Source organism: Streptomyces sp. HUAS MG91 (assembly GCF_040529335.1).
GTDB lineage: Bacteria > Actinomycetota > Actinomycetes > Streptomycetales > Streptomycetaceae > Streptomyces > Streptomyces tabacisoli.
The window spans coordinates 574,109-591,624 of record NZ_CP159534.1; the positions used below are offsets into that span (position 1 = coordinate 574,109).

Annotated in this window: 11 protein-coding genes; 2 read left to right on the top strand and 9 right to left on the bottom strand. The window is 71.9% G+C overall.

The features are described 5' to 3' along the window. Positions 1 to 57: 57 nt before the first annotated feature. Together ABII15_RS02775 and ABII15_RS02780 are read right to left on the bottom strand one after the other, a co-directional pair. Positions 58 to 2,022, bottom strand: a complete 1,965-nt coding sequence (locus ABII15_RS02775; RefSeq protein WP_353940633.1) for a M13-type metalloendopeptidase — start codon at positions 2,020 to 2,022, stop codon at positions 58 to 60. Positions 2,023 to 2,146: 124 nt separating this feature from the next. Continuing rightward, a complete protein-coding gene (locus ABII15_RS02780; protein WP_353940634.1) occupies positions 2,147 to 4,366 on the bottom strand; it encodes an NADP-dependent isocitrate dehydrogenase in 2,220 nt (739 codons plus the stop codon). A gap of 242 nt (positions 4,367 to 4,608) precedes the next feature. On the opposite strand from ABII15_RS02780, the gene ABII15_RS02785 reads away from it, so the two are divergent. Continuing rightward, the gene (locus tag ABII15_RS02785) at positions 4,609 to 5,022 is read left to right on the top strand and encodes a rodlin (protein ID WP_353940635.1); all 414 of its coding nucleotides are present in this window, start codon (positions 4,609 to 4,611) and stop codon (positions 5,020 to 5,022) included. 127 nt (positions 5,023 to 5,149) lie between these two features. Next, complete coding sequence (locus ABII15_RS02790; RefSeq protein ID WP_353940636.1) at positions 5,150 to 5,839, top strand: TetR/AcrR family transcriptional regulator; 690 nt, start codon at positions 5,150 to 5,152, stop codon at positions 5,837 to 5,839. A 24-nt stretch (positions 5,840 to 5,863) separates the two neighbouring features. Here the strand turns inward: ABII15_RS02790 and ABII15_RS02795 are convergent, their stop codons facing one another. The 7 genes from ABII15_RS02795 to ABII15_RS02825 form a co-directional block, all read right to left on the bottom strand. Then, complete coding sequence (locus tag ABII15_RS02795; RefSeq protein WP_353940637.1) at positions 5,864 to 7,471, bottom strand: FAD-dependent oxidoreductase; 1,608 nt, start codon at positions 7,469 to 7,471, stop codon at positions 5,864 to 5,866. 50 nt (positions 7,472 to 7,521) lie between these two features. Further along, positions 7,522 to 8,490: a diiron oxygenase gene (locus ABII15_RS02800; RefSeq protein WP_353940638.1), complete on the bottom strand. Its 969-nt coding sequence runs from the start codon at positions 8,488 to 8,490 to the stop codon at positions 7,522 to 7,524. Positions 8,491 to 8,523: 33 nt separating this feature from the next. Further along, positions 8,524 to 10,026, bottom strand: coding sequence for an NAD(P)/FAD-dependent oxidoreductase (locus tag ABII15_RS02805; protein ID WP_353940639.1), 1,503 nt, complete (start codon positions 10,024 to 10,026; stop codon positions 8,524 to 8,526). A 270-nt stretch (positions 10,027 to 10,296) separates the two neighbouring features. Then, the gene (locus ABII15_RS02810; RefSeq protein WP_353940640.1) at positions 10,297 to 12,369 is read right to left on the bottom strand and encodes an iron ABC transporter permease; all 2,073 of its coding nucleotides are present in this window, start codon (positions 12,367 to 12,369) and stop codon (positions 10,297 to 10,299) included. A gap of 4 nt (positions 12,370 to 12,373) precedes the next feature. After that, on the bottom strand, positions 12,374 to 13,357 hold the full coding sequence (locus ABII15_RS02815) for an iron-siderophore ABC transporter substrate-binding protein (protein WP_353940641.1): 984 nt from the start codon (positions 13,355 to 13,357) through the stop codon (positions 12,374 to 12,376). Beyond that, positions 13,354 to 14,217 carry an ABC transporter ATP-binding protein gene (locus ABII15_RS02820; RefSeq protein WP_353940642.1) on the bottom strand — a complete coding sequence of 288 codons (864 nt, stop codon included), beginning with the start codon at positions 14,215 to 14,217 and terminating at the stop codon, positions 13,354 to 13,356. The genes ABII15_RS02815 and ABII15_RS02820 overlap by 4 nt, the downstream gene beginning before the upstream one ends. Before the next feature lie 120 nt (positions 14,218 to 14,337). Then, positions 14,338 to 17,466: a discoidin domain-containing protein gene (locus tag ABII15_RS02825; protein ID WP_353940643.1), complete on the bottom strand. Its 3,129-nt coding sequence runs from the start codon at positions 17,464 to 17,466 to the stop codon at positions 14,338 to 14,340. Positions 17,467 to 17,516 lie beyond the last annotated feature (50 nt).

Here is a 17,516-nt window from a genome sequence, read left to right on the forward strand (position 1 = left end):
CCCCGAAACGGGCCCGGGAGGCACAAGCCTCCCGACCCCGCCGCACAGAACCTCAGGTCACCAGATCCGCACCCGATCGGCCGGATCGAGCCACAGCCCGTCCCCGGCCTCGGTCTCGAACGCCTGATGGAACTCGTCCAGGTTGCGCACGATGTTCGCCCGGAACTCCGGCGGGGAGTGCGGGTCGATGGTCAGGTACTGCTGCTCCTGCTCCTTGCGCCGCTTGGTGCGCCAGCAGTACGCCCAGTTCAGGAACAGCCGCTGCGAGCCGCTGATCCCCTCCTCGTCGACCGGCACGTCCGCGCCCTCGAGCGAGATCAGGTAGGCGGTGTGCCCGATGGTCAGGCCGCCGAGGTCGCCGATGTTCTCGCCGACGGTGAGCGATCCGTTGACCCGCTCGCCCGGCAGGTTGCGCGGCTCGAAGCCGTCGTACTGGGTGATGAGCGCCTTGGACTTGGTCTCGAAGGCGGCCTTGTCGTCGGCGGTCCACCAGTCGTTCAGGTTGCCCTGGCCGTCGTACTGCGCGCCCTGGTCGTCGAAGCCGTGGCCGATCTCGTGGCCGATGACCGCGCCGATGCCGCCGTAGTTCTCGGCGGGGTCCGCGTCCGGCGAGAAGAACGGCTTCTGCAGGATGCCGGCCGGGAAGCAGATCTCGTTCGTGCCCGGGTTGTAGTACGCGTTCACCGTCTGCGGCAGCATGAACCACTCGTCGCGGTCGACCGGCGCGCCGATCTTCGCCAGCTGCCGGTCGTGCTCGAAGGCGTCCGCCGCGTAGGCGTTGGCGACCAGATCGCCCTCGACGACGCTCAGCGCGGAGTAGTCGCGGAAGGTGTCCGGGTAGCCGATCTTGGGCCGGAAGGTGGCGAGCTTCTCGTAGGCCCGCTCCTTGGTCTCGTCGGTCATCCAGTCGAGCGCGCCGATGGACTGCCGGTAGGCCTCCAGGAGGTTGGCGACCAGGTCGTCCATGAGGGCCTTGGACGCCGGCGGGAAGTGCCGGGCGACGTACTCCTTGCCGACGGCCTCGCCCATGGCGCCCTCGACGAACTGCACGGCGCGCTTCCAGCGGGCCCGCAGCTCCGGGGTGCCGTTGAGGGTGCGCCCGTAGAACTCGAAGTTGTTGTTCACGAACGCCGAGGAGAGGTAGGGGGCGCTGGTGCGCAGCACGCGCGCGAGCAGCCAGTCGCGCCACTGCTCGACGGGCGTCTCGGTGAGGACGGTCGACAGGTGCGCGAGGTAGGACGGCTGGCGTACGCAGGACTGGGCCAGGGTGTCGTCGCCGCCGCCGAGCGCGTCGACGTAGGCACGCCAGTCGAAGGCCGGGGCGAGCGCGGTCAGCTCGTCGAACGTCGTCAGGTTGTACGTCTTCTGCACGTCCCGCGTCTCGGCCCGCTCCCAGTGCCCCTCGGCGAGCCGGGTCTCCAGGGCGAGGACGGTGCGCGCGGCGGCGGCCGGGTCACCGTGCTCGCCGAGCCGGAACAGCTCGGTGAGGTACTCCTCGTACTTCTCGCGGGTCTCGGCGAACTTCTCGTCGCGGTAGTACGACTCGTCGGGCAGGCCGAGGCCGCCCTGGAGGATGTTGTAGAGGTAACGGTCCGAGTCGCGGTCGTCGGAGTCGATGTACGCGCCGAACAGACCGGAGCCGCCCTTGCGCTCGAAACGGCCGATGAAGCCGGCCAGCCCGCTCACGTCGGTCAGCGCCGCGACCTCGTCCAGGAGCGGACGGATGGGGTCGAGGCCACGTGCCTCGACGGCCTCCTCGTCCATGAACGACGCGTAGAGCTCGGCGATCTTGCGGGCCTCGTCCGGGCCGAGGCTGGTGGGGCCGCCCGCGGCGATCTCCTGGATGATGTCCTTGACCTGCTGCTCGGCGACGTCCACGAGCTGCACGAAGGGGCCCCAGCTGGAGCGGTCGTCGGGGATCGGTTCGGTCGCCAGCCAGTGGCCGTTGACATGGCCGAAGAGGTCGTCCTGCGGTCGGATCGCCGGGTCCATGCCCGAGCGCGCGTCATCCAGAGTGCTCATCGGGGCAGCGTACCCAGGTCAGGGCGGGTGAACAGCATCAATTGCGGCGGCTTCCGCGCAGCGTGAACAGCGCACTGCCCCGCCCGGCGCGGAGCCGGACGGGGCAGTGGAGCCTGTACGGAGATCAGGCGAGGGAGGCGATGGCCTCGTTCAGGGTCTGCGACGGGCGCATGACCTTGGCGGCCTTGGCCGGGTCGGGCTGGAAGTAGCCGCCGATGTCGGCCGGGGAGCCCTGGACGGCGATCAGCTCGTCGACGATCTTCGACTCGTTGGCCGCGAGGGTCTCAGCGAGCGGGGCGAAGGCCTTGGCCAGCTCCGCGTCGTCGGTCTGCTTGGCCAGCTCCTGGGCCCAGTACAGGGCGACGTAGAAGTGGCTGCCGCGGTTGTCGATGCCGCCGAGGCGACGGGTCGGCGACTTGTCCTCGTTGAGGAAGGTGCCGGTGGCGCGGTCGAGGGTCTCGCCGAGGACCTTCGCACGGGCGTTGTCCGTGGTGGTGGCGAGGTGCTCGAAGGAGACCGCGAGGGCCAGGAACTCACCGAGCGAGTCCCAGCGCAGGTAGTTCTCCTTGACCAGCTGCTGGACGTGCTTCGGGGCGGAGCCGCCGGCGCCCGTCTCGAAGAGTCCGCCGCCGTTCATCAGCGGGACGACCGACAGCATCTTGGCGCTGGTGCCCAGCTCCAGGATGGGGAAGAGGTCGGTCAGGTAGTCGCGCAGCACGTTGCCGGTCACCGAGATGGTGTTCAGGCCCTGGCGGATGCGCTCGACGGAGAGCTTGGTGGCGTCCTCCGGGTTGAGGATCCGGATGTCCAGGCCCTCGGTGTCGAGCTCCGCCAGGTACGCCTCGACCTTCTTGATCAGCTGGGCGTCGTGGGCACGGCCCTCGTCCAGCCAGAACACGGCCGGGTCGCCGGTGGCGCGGGCGCGCGTGACGGCGAGCTTGACCCAGTCCTTGATCGGGGCGTCCTTGGTCTGGCAGGCGCGGAAGATGTCGCCCTCGGAGACCGTCTGCTCCAGGACGACGTTGCCGTCGGTGTCGACCAGGCGGACCGTGCCGGTGGTCGGGATCTCGAAGGTCTTGTCGTGGGAGCCGTACTCCTCGGCCTTCTGCGCCATGAGGCCGACGTTCGGGACGGAGCCCATGGTCGACGGGTCGTAGGCGCCGTGGGCGCGGCAGTCCTCGATGACGGCCTGGTACACGCCGGCGTAGGAGGAGTCCGGGATGACGGCGAGGGTGTCGGCCTCGTTGCCGTCCTTGTCCCACATGTGACCCGAGGTGCGGATCATGGCGGGCATCGAGGCGTCGATGATGACGTCCGAGGGCACGTGCAGGTTGGTGATGCCGCGGTCGGAGTCGACCATGGCCAGCTCCGGGCCGGCGGCCAGCTCGGCCTCGAAGGACGCCTTGATGTCGGCGCCGTTCGCGAGCGACTCCAGGCCCTTGTAGATGCCGCCCAGACCGTCGTTCGGGGTGAGGCCCGCGGCGGCCAGGTCGCCGCCGAAGCGGGCGAAGGTCTCGGGGAAGAAGGCGCGCACGACGTGACCGAAGATGATCGGGTCGGAGACCTTCATCATGGTGGCCTTGAGGTGCGCGGAGAAGAGGACGCCCTCTTCCTTGGCGCGGGCGACCTGGGCGGTCAGGAACTCGCGCAGGGCGGCGACGCGCAGCACGGAGGCGTCGACGACCTCACCGGCGAGGACCGGTACGGACTCGCGCAGCACGGTGGTGGTGCCGTTGTCACCGACCAGCTCGATGCGCAGGGCGCCGTCGGCGGCGATGGTGGCGGACTTCTCCGTCGAGCGGAAGTCGTTCTCGCCCATGGTGGCGACGTTGGTCTTGGACTCGGCGGTCCAGGCGCCCATGCGGTGCGGGTGGGCCTTGGCGTAGTTCTTCACCGAGGCGGGGGCGCGGCGGTCCGAGTTGCCCTCGCGCAGCACCGGGTTCACGGCGGAACCCTTGACCTTGTCGTAGCGGGCGCGGATCTCGCGCTCCTCGTCGGTCTTCGGCTCGTCCGGGTAGGCGGGGAGCGCGTAGCCCTGCTCCTGGAGCTCGGCGACGGCGGCCTTGAGCTGCGGGATGGAGGCCGAGATGTTCGGCAGCTTGATGATGTTGGCCTGCGGCGTCTTGGCCAGCTCGCCCAGCTCGGCGAGGGCGTCCGCGATCCGCTGGCCCTCTTCGAGGTACTCGGGGAACGAGGCGATGATGCGGCCGGCCAGCGAGATGTCACGGGTCTCGACGCCCACGCCGGCCGTGGACGCGTAAGCCTCGATGACCGGCAGGAAGGAGTACGTCGCGAGGGCCGGGGCCTCGTCTGTGTGCGTGTAAATGATGGTCGAGTCAGTCACCGGGTGCTCCGCTCCACGTCTTCCATGTCGTCGGCAGTTTTCTCAGTCTGCTCAATATTGCTCGACATCAAGATATCTCGTGGCCGGGTCATGTTCGAAAGGGGTCCTGTCGCGAAGATCGTGGCGGCGGCTCCGCGCGGTTACGCAAGATGGGTCGAAGGAGTGGATCAGCGCAACCTCACGGCCCCGTGCCCCGTTCTTCACGCGCAGTGATCCATCTCTGACCATCAAGGAAACACACCATGCTGAAGAAGGTCATGGCCTCGGCCGCCCTCGCCACCTCCGTCGCCGGCCTCGCCGCCGCCACCGCCGGACAGGCCGTCGCCCTCGGTGACGACATGGGCACCACCTCGGCCAGCGGCAACGCCTCCCAGTCGGAGGTCGGCAACTCCGTCACGGAGGGCTCGCAGAGCCCGCAGGTCGGCGCCGTCCAGGGTTCGCTGAACAAGCTCTGTGTCGGCCTGCCCGCCAAGGCCAACGCCGGATCGCTCGTCGGGATCCTGGTCCCCGTCGCCGCCCAGGACATCCCCGTCCTGTCGGCCGCGCAGAACCAGCAGTGCGCCGACAACTCCACGCAGGCCAAGGGTGACGAGCCGGCCTCGCACATCCTGCACGGCATCCCGGTGCTCTCGGGCAACGGCGTCCACAACGGCTGACACGGCCGCACTCCGGCCGGCTCGCCGGGCCCGGTGACCGCCGCCGGTCGCTGAGCCCGGCGCGGACGGTTGCGGACGCCCTTCCGGTCCGCAGCCGTCCGCACACTTGTCCCGATATTCTGTCGGGATGGCGGACAGAACCGGCGGCGAGCCGCAGATCGACGGGCGCTCCACCCGCTGGGACGAGCACAAGGCGCAGCGTCAGGTCGAGTTGGTGGACGCGGCGGTCGCCCTCATCGAGGAGGAGGGCGCACGCTTCCGCGTGCAGCGTCTGGCGGAGCGCGTGGGCCTGCCGCGGTCGGTGCTCTACCGGCATTTCAAGGACCGGGCCACTCTGGACGAGCTGATCCGCCGGCGGGTGGTGGAGTCCTTCATGCGCCGGATGGAGCCCACCCTCACCTTCGACGGGACGATCGAGGAGTCGGTGCGGCGGGTGGTGGGCGCCCATCTGGACTGGGTGGCGCAGCATCCGCGCCTGTACGCCTACATGGGCGTCGGGGAGCACGCGATGGGTGACGGATCCCTGGTGGCGGACACCAAGACGGCCATCGCGCTGATGCTGGGCGAGCGGTTCGGGGAGGTGCTGAAGACGCTCGGAGTGCGTCAGGCGCCGATCCGTTCGGTCGCGGTGGGCATCGTGGGGTTCGTGGACACCGCGGTCAACCAGTGGGTGCGCGACCCCGAACCCGAGGTCTCCGAGGAGGAGTTGCGCGCGATGCTGTGCCGTTCGGTCTGGGCGGTGCTGGACGCGACGCTGCGGGACCTCGGCGTGGAGCTGTCGCCGCAGCATCGGGTGGCCGACCTCGAGAAGGCCTGAGTCCGCCGATCGGTGTCCCGGCCGTCAGGCGGGTACCACCGGGGCCGTCCGCGCGGCCCCGTGCAGGGATTCCGTGTCCGTGAATTTGACCCGGGGGCGGCCCTGGGCCTCCCCCGCCGCCCGTTCCGCACGGTCGATCGCCCGCCACGCGTCCAGGCCCAGGGCCTGTGTCACCGTGCCGCCGCCGTGCACCGGCGGAGTGAGGCGCCCCGCGGAGAAGTCGTCCAGCAACGCCTCGACCGTCTCCTGGGCGCAGGTCTTGTTCGTCCCGATGAAGCCGGTCGGACCGCGCTTGATCCACCCCGCGACATAGATGCCGGGCTCGACCCTGCCGCCCTCGTGGGGCACGGTCGCGCTGTTCTCGTCGAAGGGCAGGCCGGGGACGGGCCGCGCCCGGTAGCCGACGGCGCGCAGGACGAGGCCGGTCTCCAGGGTCCGGGTCTCTCCGGTGGCGCGGGCGCGGACGGTGCCGTCCTCGTCGGTGTGCAGGGTCGTGGCGGCGACCTCCAGGGCGTGCACGGAGGTCTCGCCCGTCAGCCGGACCGGGCTGGTCAGGAAGCGCAGCACGATGCGGCGGCGGCCCTCGACCGGGGTGCGGGCGGCCAGTTGTGACAGCAGCCGGGTCTTGTCGTCCGTGTCGGGATCCAGCCCTTCGGGCCAGCCCTCGACGCTCACGTCCACGTCCTTGAGTGCGGCGAGCGCGAGGAGTTCGGGCACGGTGAACGCCGCCTGGGCCGGTCCGCGCCGCCCCAGCAGTACGACCTCGCGGACCTTGCTCCCGCGGAGTGCGGCGAGCGCGCGGTCGGAGATGTCGGTGCGGGCCAGGGCCTCGGGATCGGCGGTGAGGATCCGGGCGACGTCGAGGGCGACGTTGCCGTTGCCGACGACGACGGCGCGCTCGGTGTCCAGGTCGTAGTGGTCGTCGGCGCGGTCGGGATGGCCGTTGTACCAGGCGACGAAGTCGGTCGCCGAGGCGCTGCCCGGCAGGTCCTCGCCGTCGATGCCGAGACGCCTGTCGGTCGCGGCACCGACCGCGTAGATCACCGCGTGGTACCCGCGCAGGAGTTCGTCGTGGGTGAGGGTGGTGCCCACCTCGACACCGAGGCGGTAGCTGAAGCCCGGCTGGGACTCGATCGTCCGGAACAGCTCGGTGACCTGCTTGGTGTCCTGGTGGTCCGGTGCGACTCCGGCCCGCGCGAGCCCGTACGGCGTCGGGAGGCGGTCGTGCACCGTGACGCGCACGCCCGGGTGGCGCAGCAGTTCGTCGGCGGCGAAGAGCCCGGCGGGTCCGGCGCCGACGACGGCGACGGACAGGTCGCCCGCCGGGAGGCCGCGCTGCTTGGGCAGGACGTACATGGGCGTACGGTCGTCGTGCGGATGGCGCTTGTAGTAGTCGGCGTTCAGCTCCAGGAACGGCAACTCCCCCTCGCCGAGCGCGGTGTGCGGCTTGAGCGCGTCGACCGGGCAGGCGGTGGTGCACGCGCCGCAGTCCACGCAGGTGCGCGGATCGACGTACAGCATCTCGGCCGTACCGAAGCCGGGGTCGCCCGGTGCGGGGTGGATGCAGTTGACCGGGCAGGCCAGCACGCAGGAGGCGTCGGCGCAGCAGGATCGGGTGACGACGTACGGCACGGCGGGCTGGTCTCCGTTCGGGGAAAGGGCGGTGCGGAGCCGGCGGGCTCTCAGTCGGTGTGCAGGGCGGGCTCGCCGCGGAAGCGCGCCGGGCGGCCGTCGATGCGCAGGGCCCTCCACAGCGGGCGGGACACCTTGTTCATCAGGCCGATGTCCTGGGCGAGCATCCGCACGTCGGAGAAGAGGTCGTGCAGCATCCTGCGCCCGGCCTCGGACTTCCAGAAGACGTCCTTCACCACCCAGGCCGGGATGCCGACCTGTGCGGCGGACTTCCGGTCGGGGATCATGATGACGTCGCACAGGATCCGCATGATCAGCGGGAAGAGGACGGACAGGGTGCCGCGGCGGGCCTTGCCGAAGCGCGGGACGCGCAGGCGCAGGAACTCGTGGGCGAAGGAGATGTGCCGGGCCTCTTCGGCGATGTGGATCTGCATGATCCGCTGCGGGAGGGGATGGACCGGCTCCCCGCTGCGCAGCGCGCCCTTCTGCAGGTGGTCGATGGGCTCCTCGCCGGCCAGGATGCCGGTGAAGAACGCCTCCGGGTAGAGCGAGCCGAACAGCGGCAGGACCCGGCTGACCTGGCGGAACCAGCGCTTTCCGCCGGCGGTGTCCACGCCGGTGCGGTTGACCAGTTCCTGGAACATCTGGGTGTGGTGGGTCTCTTCGGTGATCTCGTGCGTGAGATACCTGAACTCCTGGTCCTGGTTGCCCAGTTGGTAGACGTAGTCCAGCGCTCCCCGCATGAGGAGGTTCTCGAACTGCATGCCCACCTTGGCGATCACGGCCCAGCGCCAGATACCGATGCGGATCTGCGTCTCGAGCGGCTGTTCCTGGTACCAGGGGTGGGCGCCGAGGGCGTCCGCGCTGGTGAGCACCCAGCGGGGGTCGTCGACGTCCACGGCGAACTCGGGATCGTCCCACTTGATGTCGATGAAGGCGTTGAAGTTGACGTTCACGGAGCCCTCGGACAGGGTCCGCAGGCGCTCGTCGTAGAGCTTCCTGGTCAGATTCGCGGTCATCTTCGTCCTCGGTTGTCTCGTGGGGGCGGACGGTCAGGCGGCTTCGGCAGCCGTCTCCTGGGCGGCGGGGGCGCCCGCCTTGTCGAAGCGCAGGGCGCTGTCGTCGAGGGGCGCGTCCTGGAGCAGGGCGCGGTCGCGGTAGTAGTTGTTCCACAGCCGCCACGGGTCGCGGGTGCCCTGGCGCGGCATGACCTCGTTGGCCCGGGCGATGTACCCGGAGGTGAGGGCCTCGCCCATGACGGAGAACTCCGAGCGGTCGCCGTCGGAGGCCACCGGGGTGGCGATGTCGTGCCCGTGGCGCCGCATGTGGGAGAGCAGCCGGGCGGTGTACGCGGCTGCCAGGTCGGCCTTCAGGGTCCAGGAGGCGTTGGTGTAGCCGATGACGAGGGACAGGTTGGGGACGCCTTCGAGCAGGACGGCCTTGTAGAGCACGCGATTCTTGACGTCGACCGGGCTGCCGTCGACGGTGAGGGCCATGCCGCCCATGAGGCGGACGCTCAGGCCCGTGGCGGTGACGACGATGTCGGCCTTCAGCTCCTCGCCGGACTTCAGGCGGATGCCGTCGGCGGTGAAGGAGTCGATGCGGTCGGTGGCGACCGACGCCCTGCCGCTCCTGAGCACCTTGAACAGGTCGCCGCCGGGGACGACGCACAGGCGCTGGTCCCAGGGCTTGTACCGCGGGCTGAAGTGCCGCATGTCGACGCCCTTGCCGGCCCGGGCCCGCACCAGGCCGAGGAGCACCTTGCGCGCGATCCGGGGGTAGTTGCGGCAGAGGGCGTAACTCCCCCGCTGCAACGCGATGTTGCGGGCGCGGACCATCCTGTACGTCAGCCGGGCGGGGGCCCGCAGCTTCTGCAGGACGGAGGTGAGCGGGTCGACCTCGGGCAGCGCCAGGACGTACGTGGGCGAGCGCTGGAGCATGGTGACGTGCGCGGCGTCGCCGGCCAGGGCGGGCAGCAGGGTGATGGCGGTGGCGCCGGACCCGATGACGACCACGCGCTTGCCGGTGTGGTCCAGGTCCTCGGGCCAGTGCTGGGGGTGGACCAGGGTGCCCTGGTAGTCCGCCTCGCCGGGGAACTGCGGGCGGTAGGGGGTGTCGTAGTCGTAGTAGCCGGTCGCGCCGACGAGGTAGCCCGCGCTGTACGACTCGTGCTCGCCGGTGTTCTCGTCCTCGACCTCCACGGTCCAGCGGCCGGCGGCGTGCGAGAAGTCGGCGCTGACGGCCCGGCGGCCGAAGCGGGTGCGCTCCAGAACGCCCTCGTCGGCCGCGGCGTCCTCGACGTACTGCCGGATCTGCGCGCCACCGGCGAGGATGCGTGCGTCGCGCCAGGGGCGGAAGCCGAATCCGAAGGTGGACATGTCGGAGTCGGAGCGGATTCCGGGGTACCGGAAGAGGTCCCAGGTGCCGCCGACCCGGGCGCGGCGCTCGAGCACGACGAGCGAGGCTCCGGGATTGTCACGCAGGACGTGCCGGGCGGCACTGATGCCGGATATTCCGGCGCCGATGACCAGGACGTCGACGTGCTGCTGCTCCATCACGGAGGTTCCTCACTCTCGCTCGCGGGGCCCGGGAGAGGCCGGGGCGGAGGGTCGCCGTCCCTCTGCGGGCGACGGCGGTTCCTCGGACGCGCGATTCCACTTCTGTGTGTTGACGGCAATTTACCTGCGACACCGTGTTTCAGATACCACCGGTAACGTGACGTGAACCACACAAGGGTGAGGACAAAACGTCGGAAATTCTGCAGACGGCCCAGGCCACCGGCACATCGGCGGTGCGCAGGCCCCGAGCGGGACCCGCGCACCGGATCACTTCGCTCCGCGCCCGCGCGCCAGCAGATACATGAAGTACGGCGTGCCGATAACGGCCGTCATGAGACCGGCGCCCAGTTGGGCCGGGGCGATCACCGTGCGGCCGACCAGGTCCGCCGTGCAGACGAGGAGCGCGCCGAGGAGCAGGGCGACCGGGAGCACCCGCACGTGGCGGCGGCCGACCAGGGCGCGGGCCGCGTGCGGTGCGACGAGGCCGACGAAGCCGATGGTGCCCGCGGCGGCCACGGCGGTGGCGCTGAGCAGGACGGCGAGGACCAGGAAGCCGAGGCGGGCGCGGCTGAGACCGAGGCCGAGCAGCCGGGGGGTGTCCTCGTCGAGCGAGACGAGGTCGAGTTCGGTGCGCCGGTTCAGGGCGACGGCGATGCCGACGACCAGGACGAGCGCGAGCGGCAGCGAGTCGGTGTAGGTGCGCCCGTACGTCGATCCGGAGAGCCAGGTCAGCGCCTTGGTGGCGTTGAACGGGTCGGTGAGGATGATGAGCAGGCTCGTCAGGGCGGCGGCCCCGGTGGCGACGCCGAAGCCGACGAGGACGAGGCGGTTCTGCTGGAATCCGCCCCGCGCCGCGAGGCCGAAGACGAGGCCGGCGCTGAGCGCGGCGCCCGCGAAGGCGCCGCCCGCGACGGCCCAGGTGCCGGCCGTCGACACCGAGGTGACGACGATTACGGCGCCCACGGCGGCGCCGTTCGTCACACCGAGCACGCCCGGTTCGGCCAGGGGGTTGCGGGTCACGGCCTGCACGATGGTGCCGGCGAGCGCGAGGGCCGTACCGGCGAGCAGTGCGGCGAGGACGCGGGGCACGCGGGTCTCCAGGACGAAGGAGACCGTCCGGCCCGCGTTGCCCTGTGCCCAGTTGACGACGTCGCCGAGGAGCAGCTTGCTGTCCCCGAGGAGGACGCCGGCGAGGGCGACGCCGACGAGGGCGACGACCAGGGCGGCCGTGGTGGCGACGGCGGCGGTGCGGCTGCGCAGCCGCAGCCGGTCGGCCGGGGCGGAGCCGCCCGCGTCCCGCACCCGTGCCGCCAGGACGACGAGGAACACCGCGCCGACGAGGCTGGTGACGACGCCGGTGGGCACGGCCACGGCGGTGTCCGCCGACACGACGGCGCGCAGCAGCACGTCGGAGCCGAGCACGAGGGCGGCGCCGACGAGTCCGGTGAACGGCAGCGCGGCCCGGAACCTGGTGAACGCGTGGAACCTGCGGGTGAGCAGGCGGACCAGGGCGGGTGCGCACAGGCCGATGAAGCCGACGGGTCCGGCGAGGGTGACGGCGGCCGTGGAGAGCAGTGCGGACAGCACGACGGCGCCGATCCGGGTGCCGCGGACGGGGACGCCGACGCCGCGTGCCGCGTCGTCGCCGAGCGCGAGGGCGTCGACGCGGCGGGCGAGCAGCAGCAGTCCGGCCAGGCCGAGGAGTCCGACGGGTGCCATCTGCAGGACGCCGTCGAAGCCGTTCTGCGCGATGCTGCCCTGGTTCCAGGCGTACAGGCCCTCGGTCTGTTCGGGGAAGAGCAGGATCAGCGCCTGGGTGACGGCGCCGAGGCCGAGGGTGAGAGCGCTGCCCGCGAGGATGAGCCGGACGGTGCCGGCGCCCAGGCCGGAGAGGCCGAGGACGACGGCCGCCGCCGCGAGGCCGCCGGCGAAGGCGATGCCGGACGACGCGAGCAGCGGCAGCGAGACGCCGGTGGCGGCGGCGATGCCGAGGGCGAGGTAGGAACCCGCGTTGACGGCGAGGGTGTCCGGCGAGGCGATGGCGTTGCGGCTGATGCGCTGGAGGGCGTCGCCGGCCGCGCCGAGGAGGGCGCCGACGAGCAGTCCGGCGCACATCCTCGGCAGCCGGGAGGCGACGACGACGGACGCGTCGCCGTTTCCGGCCCGGCCGGTGAGCGCCTTCCACACCTCGGGGGCGCCGACGGCGGCGGTGCCCTGGGTGATGTCGACGACCGCGAGGGCGGCGAGGAGGACGAGGAGTGCGGCCGTCACCGCGGCCGCGCCCGTCCGGGATGCGGCCGCCCTGGGACGGGTGGCGGGTGCGGTGGTGGTGACGGCCATGGCGTTACTTGGTCAGCGCCTCGACGACGGAGTCGACGTACCGGCTCATCGACGCGGTCCCGCCGAACATCCAGACGCCGTCGGGCAGCCGGTGCACGTGGTCCTTCTCGACGAACGGCAGCGAGGTCCAGACCTTGTCCTTCGCGAGGACGCCGTCGAACGGGGTGGCGTTCTTGTCGTCCTTGTTCCCGATGTAGGCGAAGTGCACGTCGGCGGGGAGCTTGGTGAGGCCTTCGACGTCGGTGGAGCCGAGGCCGTAGCTCTTGTCGCCCTTGACGGTCCAGGCGTTCTTCAGGCCGAGCTTCTCGTTGACGCCGCCGATCAGCGAACCGCTGGTGTACGGGCGCACGGAGACCTGGTTGGAGGCGACGTAGCCGTCGGCGAAGGCGAAGTCGGCGCCGGACAGGCCGGCGTCGGCGAGCTTCTTCCTGCCGTCGGCGAGCTTCGCCTCGAAGTCCTTCTTCAGCTCGGTGGACTTCGCGGTGGTGCCGGTGGCCTCGGCGATCAGGTCGAGGTTCTCCGTCATCCGGCCGATCGGGTCGGAGGCGTCGGCGGAGTTGACGGTGAGCACCGGGGCGATCTTGCGCAGCTGCTTGACGGCGGCGGCCGGGAGATCGGTGGTGGCGACGACGAGGTCGGGCTTGACGGCGGCGACGGTGTCCATGCTGGGCTCGCCGCGGGTGCCGATGTCCTTGGCGTCGTTGGTGAGCGGGGCGGCCTTGTCCCACGTCCTGTAGCCCTTGACGTCGGCGACTCCGGCCGGGTCGACGCCGAGGGAGACCAGGCTCTCGACGACGTTCCATTCGGTGCCGACGACGGTCTTCGCGGGTCCGTCGAGCTTCACCTCGGTGCCCGAGGCGTCGGTCAGGGTGATGGGCTCGGCGCTCTTCTTCGCGTCGGCGTCGGCGGCGGGCTCGGTGGTGCCGCAGGCGGCGAGGGTGAGGGCCGCGACGGTGGCGGCCGCCGCGGCGATCAGGGCTCGTCTCATGAGGTGGTGCGCAGCCTTTCGGTTCGTGCGTGGTGGCGGCCGATGGCGCGGGTGCGCAGCCGGCCGGTGAGGGGGTCGGTGTCGACCTCGATGCGGATGCCGTACGTGGTGGTGAGCCGGTCGCCGGTGAGGACGTCCTCGGGCGTGCCGGAGGCGACGATCCGGCCCGCGTCGAGGAGGAGGATCCGGTCGGCCACGGCGGCGGCCTGGTCGAGGTCGTGCAGGACGGCGCCGACGGCGATGCCGTGCTGGTCCGCCAGGTCCCGCATGAGGTCGAGGAGTTCGACCTGGTAGCGCAGGTCGAGGTAGGTCGTGGGTTCGTCCAGCAGGAGGACGCCGGTCTCCTGGGCGAGGCAGCCGGCCAGCCAGACGCGCTGCAGCTGGCCGCCGGAGAGGTGTTCGGCGCCGCGGTCGGCGAGTTCGGCGGCGCCGGTCAGGGCGAGGGCGCGGTCGACCGCCGCCCGGCCGCCGGGGTCCGTCCTGCCCCAGCGTCCGCGGTACGGGTATCGGCCGAACTCGACGACGTCCCGCACCGTCAGACCGCCGGGCGTGGGGCGCCCTTGGGTGAGCAGGGCGACGTGGCGGGAGAAGTCGCGGGGGCTCAACGCGAGGCCGTCGATCTCGCCGTCGAGCAGGAGGGTGGCCGCCCTGGGGCGTTGCAGCCGCGCGAGGGTGCGCAGCAGTGTCGACTTGCCGCTGCCGTTCGGCCCCACCAGGACCGTCACTTCGCCGGGCCGCAACGTCATGGCGGCGCCGTGGACGACGTCGACGCCCTCGTAGGCCACGGTGACGTCGGTGGCCGACAGTTCGTGGCCGTGGCGGCGCGGGGCCGCGCTGGTGGTCTCTTCAGCTCCAAGCACGCGGCAAGGTTAGCCTAACCTAAGCGCTGCGATTGCCAGGGGGTAGACATCGTCCTCCCAGGCCACAGCGGGGGCACCGTGCCTCGGTACCCCCGCCGCGCGTCAGAACCTCACCTCACCTCACCTCACCGAGAGCCGGACCAGCCGGACGCGCTCGGACGGCGCCCCCTCCACCTGGAAGGCGACATAGCGCGCCGACCCCGTGGCGGACAGCCGCCGCACGGGTCCGCGTCCGGAGATCCGGCCCGCGTCCCGGTAGTCGATGCCGTCGTCGCTGAACTGCACGCGACCGGCGGGTGCGCCGCCGCTCGTCCACTGCGCCTCCACGGCGGCGATGGGCCGGCCGGCGCCGAGATCCACGACCAGCCGGCCGTCACGGCCGGGCCGCCAGGACGTGCCCGCGTCGCCGTCCACCACCACGGACGGGTCCGACATCCCTTCGGGCAGCGGGCTGTTGGGGAAGACCCGGCGCCCGAGAGCCTGGTCCTGGTGCGGATAGGGGGCGGCTCCGCGCAGCTCGACGGTCGTCTCCCTGCGGGCGTGGACCGTGACGGTGGTGGTGTGGCCCTGCCCTTCGATCCGTACGCGGGTGTCGGCGCCGGAGAGGCGCAGCCGGGCCCCGTTGTCCACCTCGGCGCGCAGGCCCTTCGGCAGCGCGCCGCCCCGGTCCGGGGTGAGGGTGAAGCGGGGCGGCAGCAGCCGTGCGTCGGCCGCGTCGAGGTGGGCCTCGAAGGACGTGCCGTCGCCGGTCACGGTCTGCACGCCTTCGAAGACCGCGACGCTCCGCCCGGGCTGCGGGACGGCGACCGTCGTCGTGACGGGGGCGGCGGAGAGGTTGAAGAGGCTGAGGTGTCCGTCGGTCAGGGCCGCGCGCACGGCGTCGTCCTTCGCCGTCGGCCCGGCCGCGCGGGCGAGCGCCCCCAGTCGCGTCGCGGACGCCCCGGCGAAGCCCTCGACGACGAGCGGCGCCGCGGGGCCGTCGGCCAGCACGATCGTGTCGCCGTAGACGGCCAGCGGCCGGTCCGTCCCGCGCACGACGAGTCCGGCCCGGCCGTCGACGTCGAGCCAGTGGCCCCGGCTGCTCGCGTCGGGGGTCGGCCAGGCGGCCAGGTCCGCCCAGTCGGAGCCGTCGGCCGAGCCCTGGACGCGGTAGGCGCGGCCCGCGGCGGCCTCCCAGCGCAGGGTGACCTCGGTGACCTCCGCCGCCGCGCCGAGGTCGACCGCCAACCAGCTGTCGGCGCGCGGCCGTTCGGCCTTCGACACCGCCCAGCGAGTCGCCGGGTCGCCGTCGACGGCCAGGGGCGCCCCCTTGCCCGAGTCGGCGGAGGAGGCCGTCGCGGTCGCGCCGCGGGCCAGGTCCGGGGCGTCGGCGGCGGCGCGGGCCTCGAAGGCGTACAGGGAGTAGCCGTACGACGGGTCGGGGCGTGCGCCCAGCATCCGCAGGTGGCGGACGGTTGTCTTGGGGAACGTGAGCCGGTCGACGCGGCCGTCGGCGCTCGCCGCCGGGGACGCGTCCGCCGCGGCGACCGAGGCCTGCCCCTCCTCGAAGCGGTAGGTGCGGTCGCCGTCGAGGCCCGCGATACCGGGCAGGGTGAGGTTGTGGAGCTCCAAGTGGCCCTCCCCCGCCGCTGTGCCGCTGCTCGCGTAGACGACGGAACCGGTCGGCAGGGTGGTGAACCCGGCGTGTCCGCCGTCCAGTCGGAGGACGGTCGCGCTGCCGTCGAAGCCGTCGCGCACCTTCTCGTACACGCGCACCGCGCGTCCGCCGACCTTGCCGGTGGTGGCGGGCAGGAACATGGGGGTGGCGCCGCTGATCCTGAACAGCCAGTCGTCGTGCGCCGGTTGCCAGGCGAACTTCACGAACCCGGCCTTGGAGACGGCGCCCGCCCAGGCGGCGGGCGACTGGTGGGAGACGAGCCCGGGTCCGGCGCCGAAGTCGGTGACGCCGGCCGCGTGCGCGAACAGCTCTGCGCGCGAGAACGGTGTCACCTGCCGCTTCTCGCCCGCCGCCCACACGTGCAGCAGATAGCTGATGGCGATCTCGGCGCGCGCCTCGGGCTCGTACTTGGGCTCGCCGGAGAACTTCGCCAGGCGGTACTCGGGCGGGTACTTCTGGTACGCCTCCAGACGCCCCGCCAGCTCCTGCTCGGCCCGCGCCGCGGCACGGTCGCCGAGGACCTGCGACAGGAACGCCAGGGGGATCACGTCCCGGCCGTAGAGGTGTTCACGGTCGTTGACCATCGGCATCAGCGGTTCACCCGCGTCGCTCATCACGCCGAGCAGGGTCCGCCACAGCTCGGGACCGCTCGGCTGGTGCGTGAGCACCTCGGGCAGCGGGCGGCCGGCGGTCAGGAAGTGGGCGGCATTGCGGCCCGAGGTCCGCCACAGCTCTTCCTGGTAGTGGGGGCCGAAGGAGCCGTGGTTCTCCACGATGAACGTGTCGTAGAGGTTGCGGGCGGTGTTCCGCGCGACCGGCACGCCGTCGACCAGCGCGGGGTTGGCGAGGTCGGCGGGCGGCAGCCCGGTCTCGTTGCGCGACCACCGGCCGTACGTGTCCGACCAGTCGGCGGCGCGGGCGTCGTCGGGCGCCCAGGCCAGGGCGGGGGCGAGGGACTGGGCGTACACCCCCATCTCCTCCAGCTTGGTGTCGCCCTCGTGGCCGCCGTCGAGCCCGTTCGGGGTCCAGGAACCGGAGGCCGGGTCGTTGCCCGTGCCCAACGCCTGCGTGTAGGCGGCCTGTTCACGGGTGATGCGGTCGACGTTCGCGCGGGTGGCGGCGTCCAGGTCGCCCCAGAGGAGCCGGGCGGCGAGGACGAAGTACAGCTGGAAGGTGGTGTCGAAGAAGAGGGTGCGGCCCCATTCGGTGCCGCCGGTGAGCCGGTTCGAGGCGGCGAAGTGGCGCAAGGTGGCCAGGGTGCGCCGCGCGAGTTCGTCGCGGCCGATCCCGGCGAGGTCGGCGTCGTAGTCGCCGTGGGTGAGCAGCAGGGCGTTGCCGAGGACGACGGCGAACCCGAAGTCCTTCGCGGTGTAGTGCCCTTGGGTCTCGTCCCACTGGGTCTCCGACCAGCGCGTGTGCCGGAGCAGGACGCGGTGGTACACGGCGGCGATGCCGTCGGGCGCGGCCGTGGTGCCGGTCGCCGCGTGCGCGCTCGCCGGGCCGAACACGGGCGGCAGGACGGCAGCCGCCCCCGTGAGGCCGAGAAGGTGGAGAAGGCGCCTGCGGTCGATCGGGGTGTTCAGGGGCGGCACGGGTGGTCCTCTCACGCAAGACAACGTTGTCAGCTGGGGCCGCCCCATGG

Bases quoted from the DNA above. Each gene is read 5' to 3' on its own strand.
- ABII15_RS02775 (WP_353940633.1), bottom strand. From the start codon at position 2,022: ATGAGCACTCTGGATGACGCGCGCTCGGGCATGGACCCGGCGATCCGA.
- ABII15_RS02785 (WP_353940635.1), top strand. From the start codon at position 4,609: ATGCTGAAGAAGGTCATGGCCTCGGCCGCCCTCGCCACCTCCGTCGCC.
- ABII15_RS02790 (WP_353940636.1), top strand. From the start codon at position 5,150: ATGGCGGACAGAACCGGCGGCGAGCCGCAGATCGACGGGCGCTCCACC.
- ABII15_RS02800 (WP_353940638.1), bottom strand. From the start codon at position 8,490: ATGACCGCGAATCTGACCAGGAAGCTCTACGACGAGCGCCTGCGGACC.
- ABII15_RS02805 (WP_353940639.1), bottom strand. From the start codon at position 10,026: ATGGAGCAGCAGCACGTCGACGTCCTGGTCATCGGCGCCGGAATATCC.
- ABII15_RS02810 (WP_353940640.1), bottom strand. From the start codon at position 12,369: ATGGCCGTCACCACCACCGCACCCGCCACCCGTCCCAGGGCGGCCGCA.
- ABII15_RS02815 (WP_353940641.1), bottom strand. From the start codon at position 13,357: ATGAGACGAGCCCTGATCGCCGCGGCGGCCGCCACCGTCGCGGCCCTC.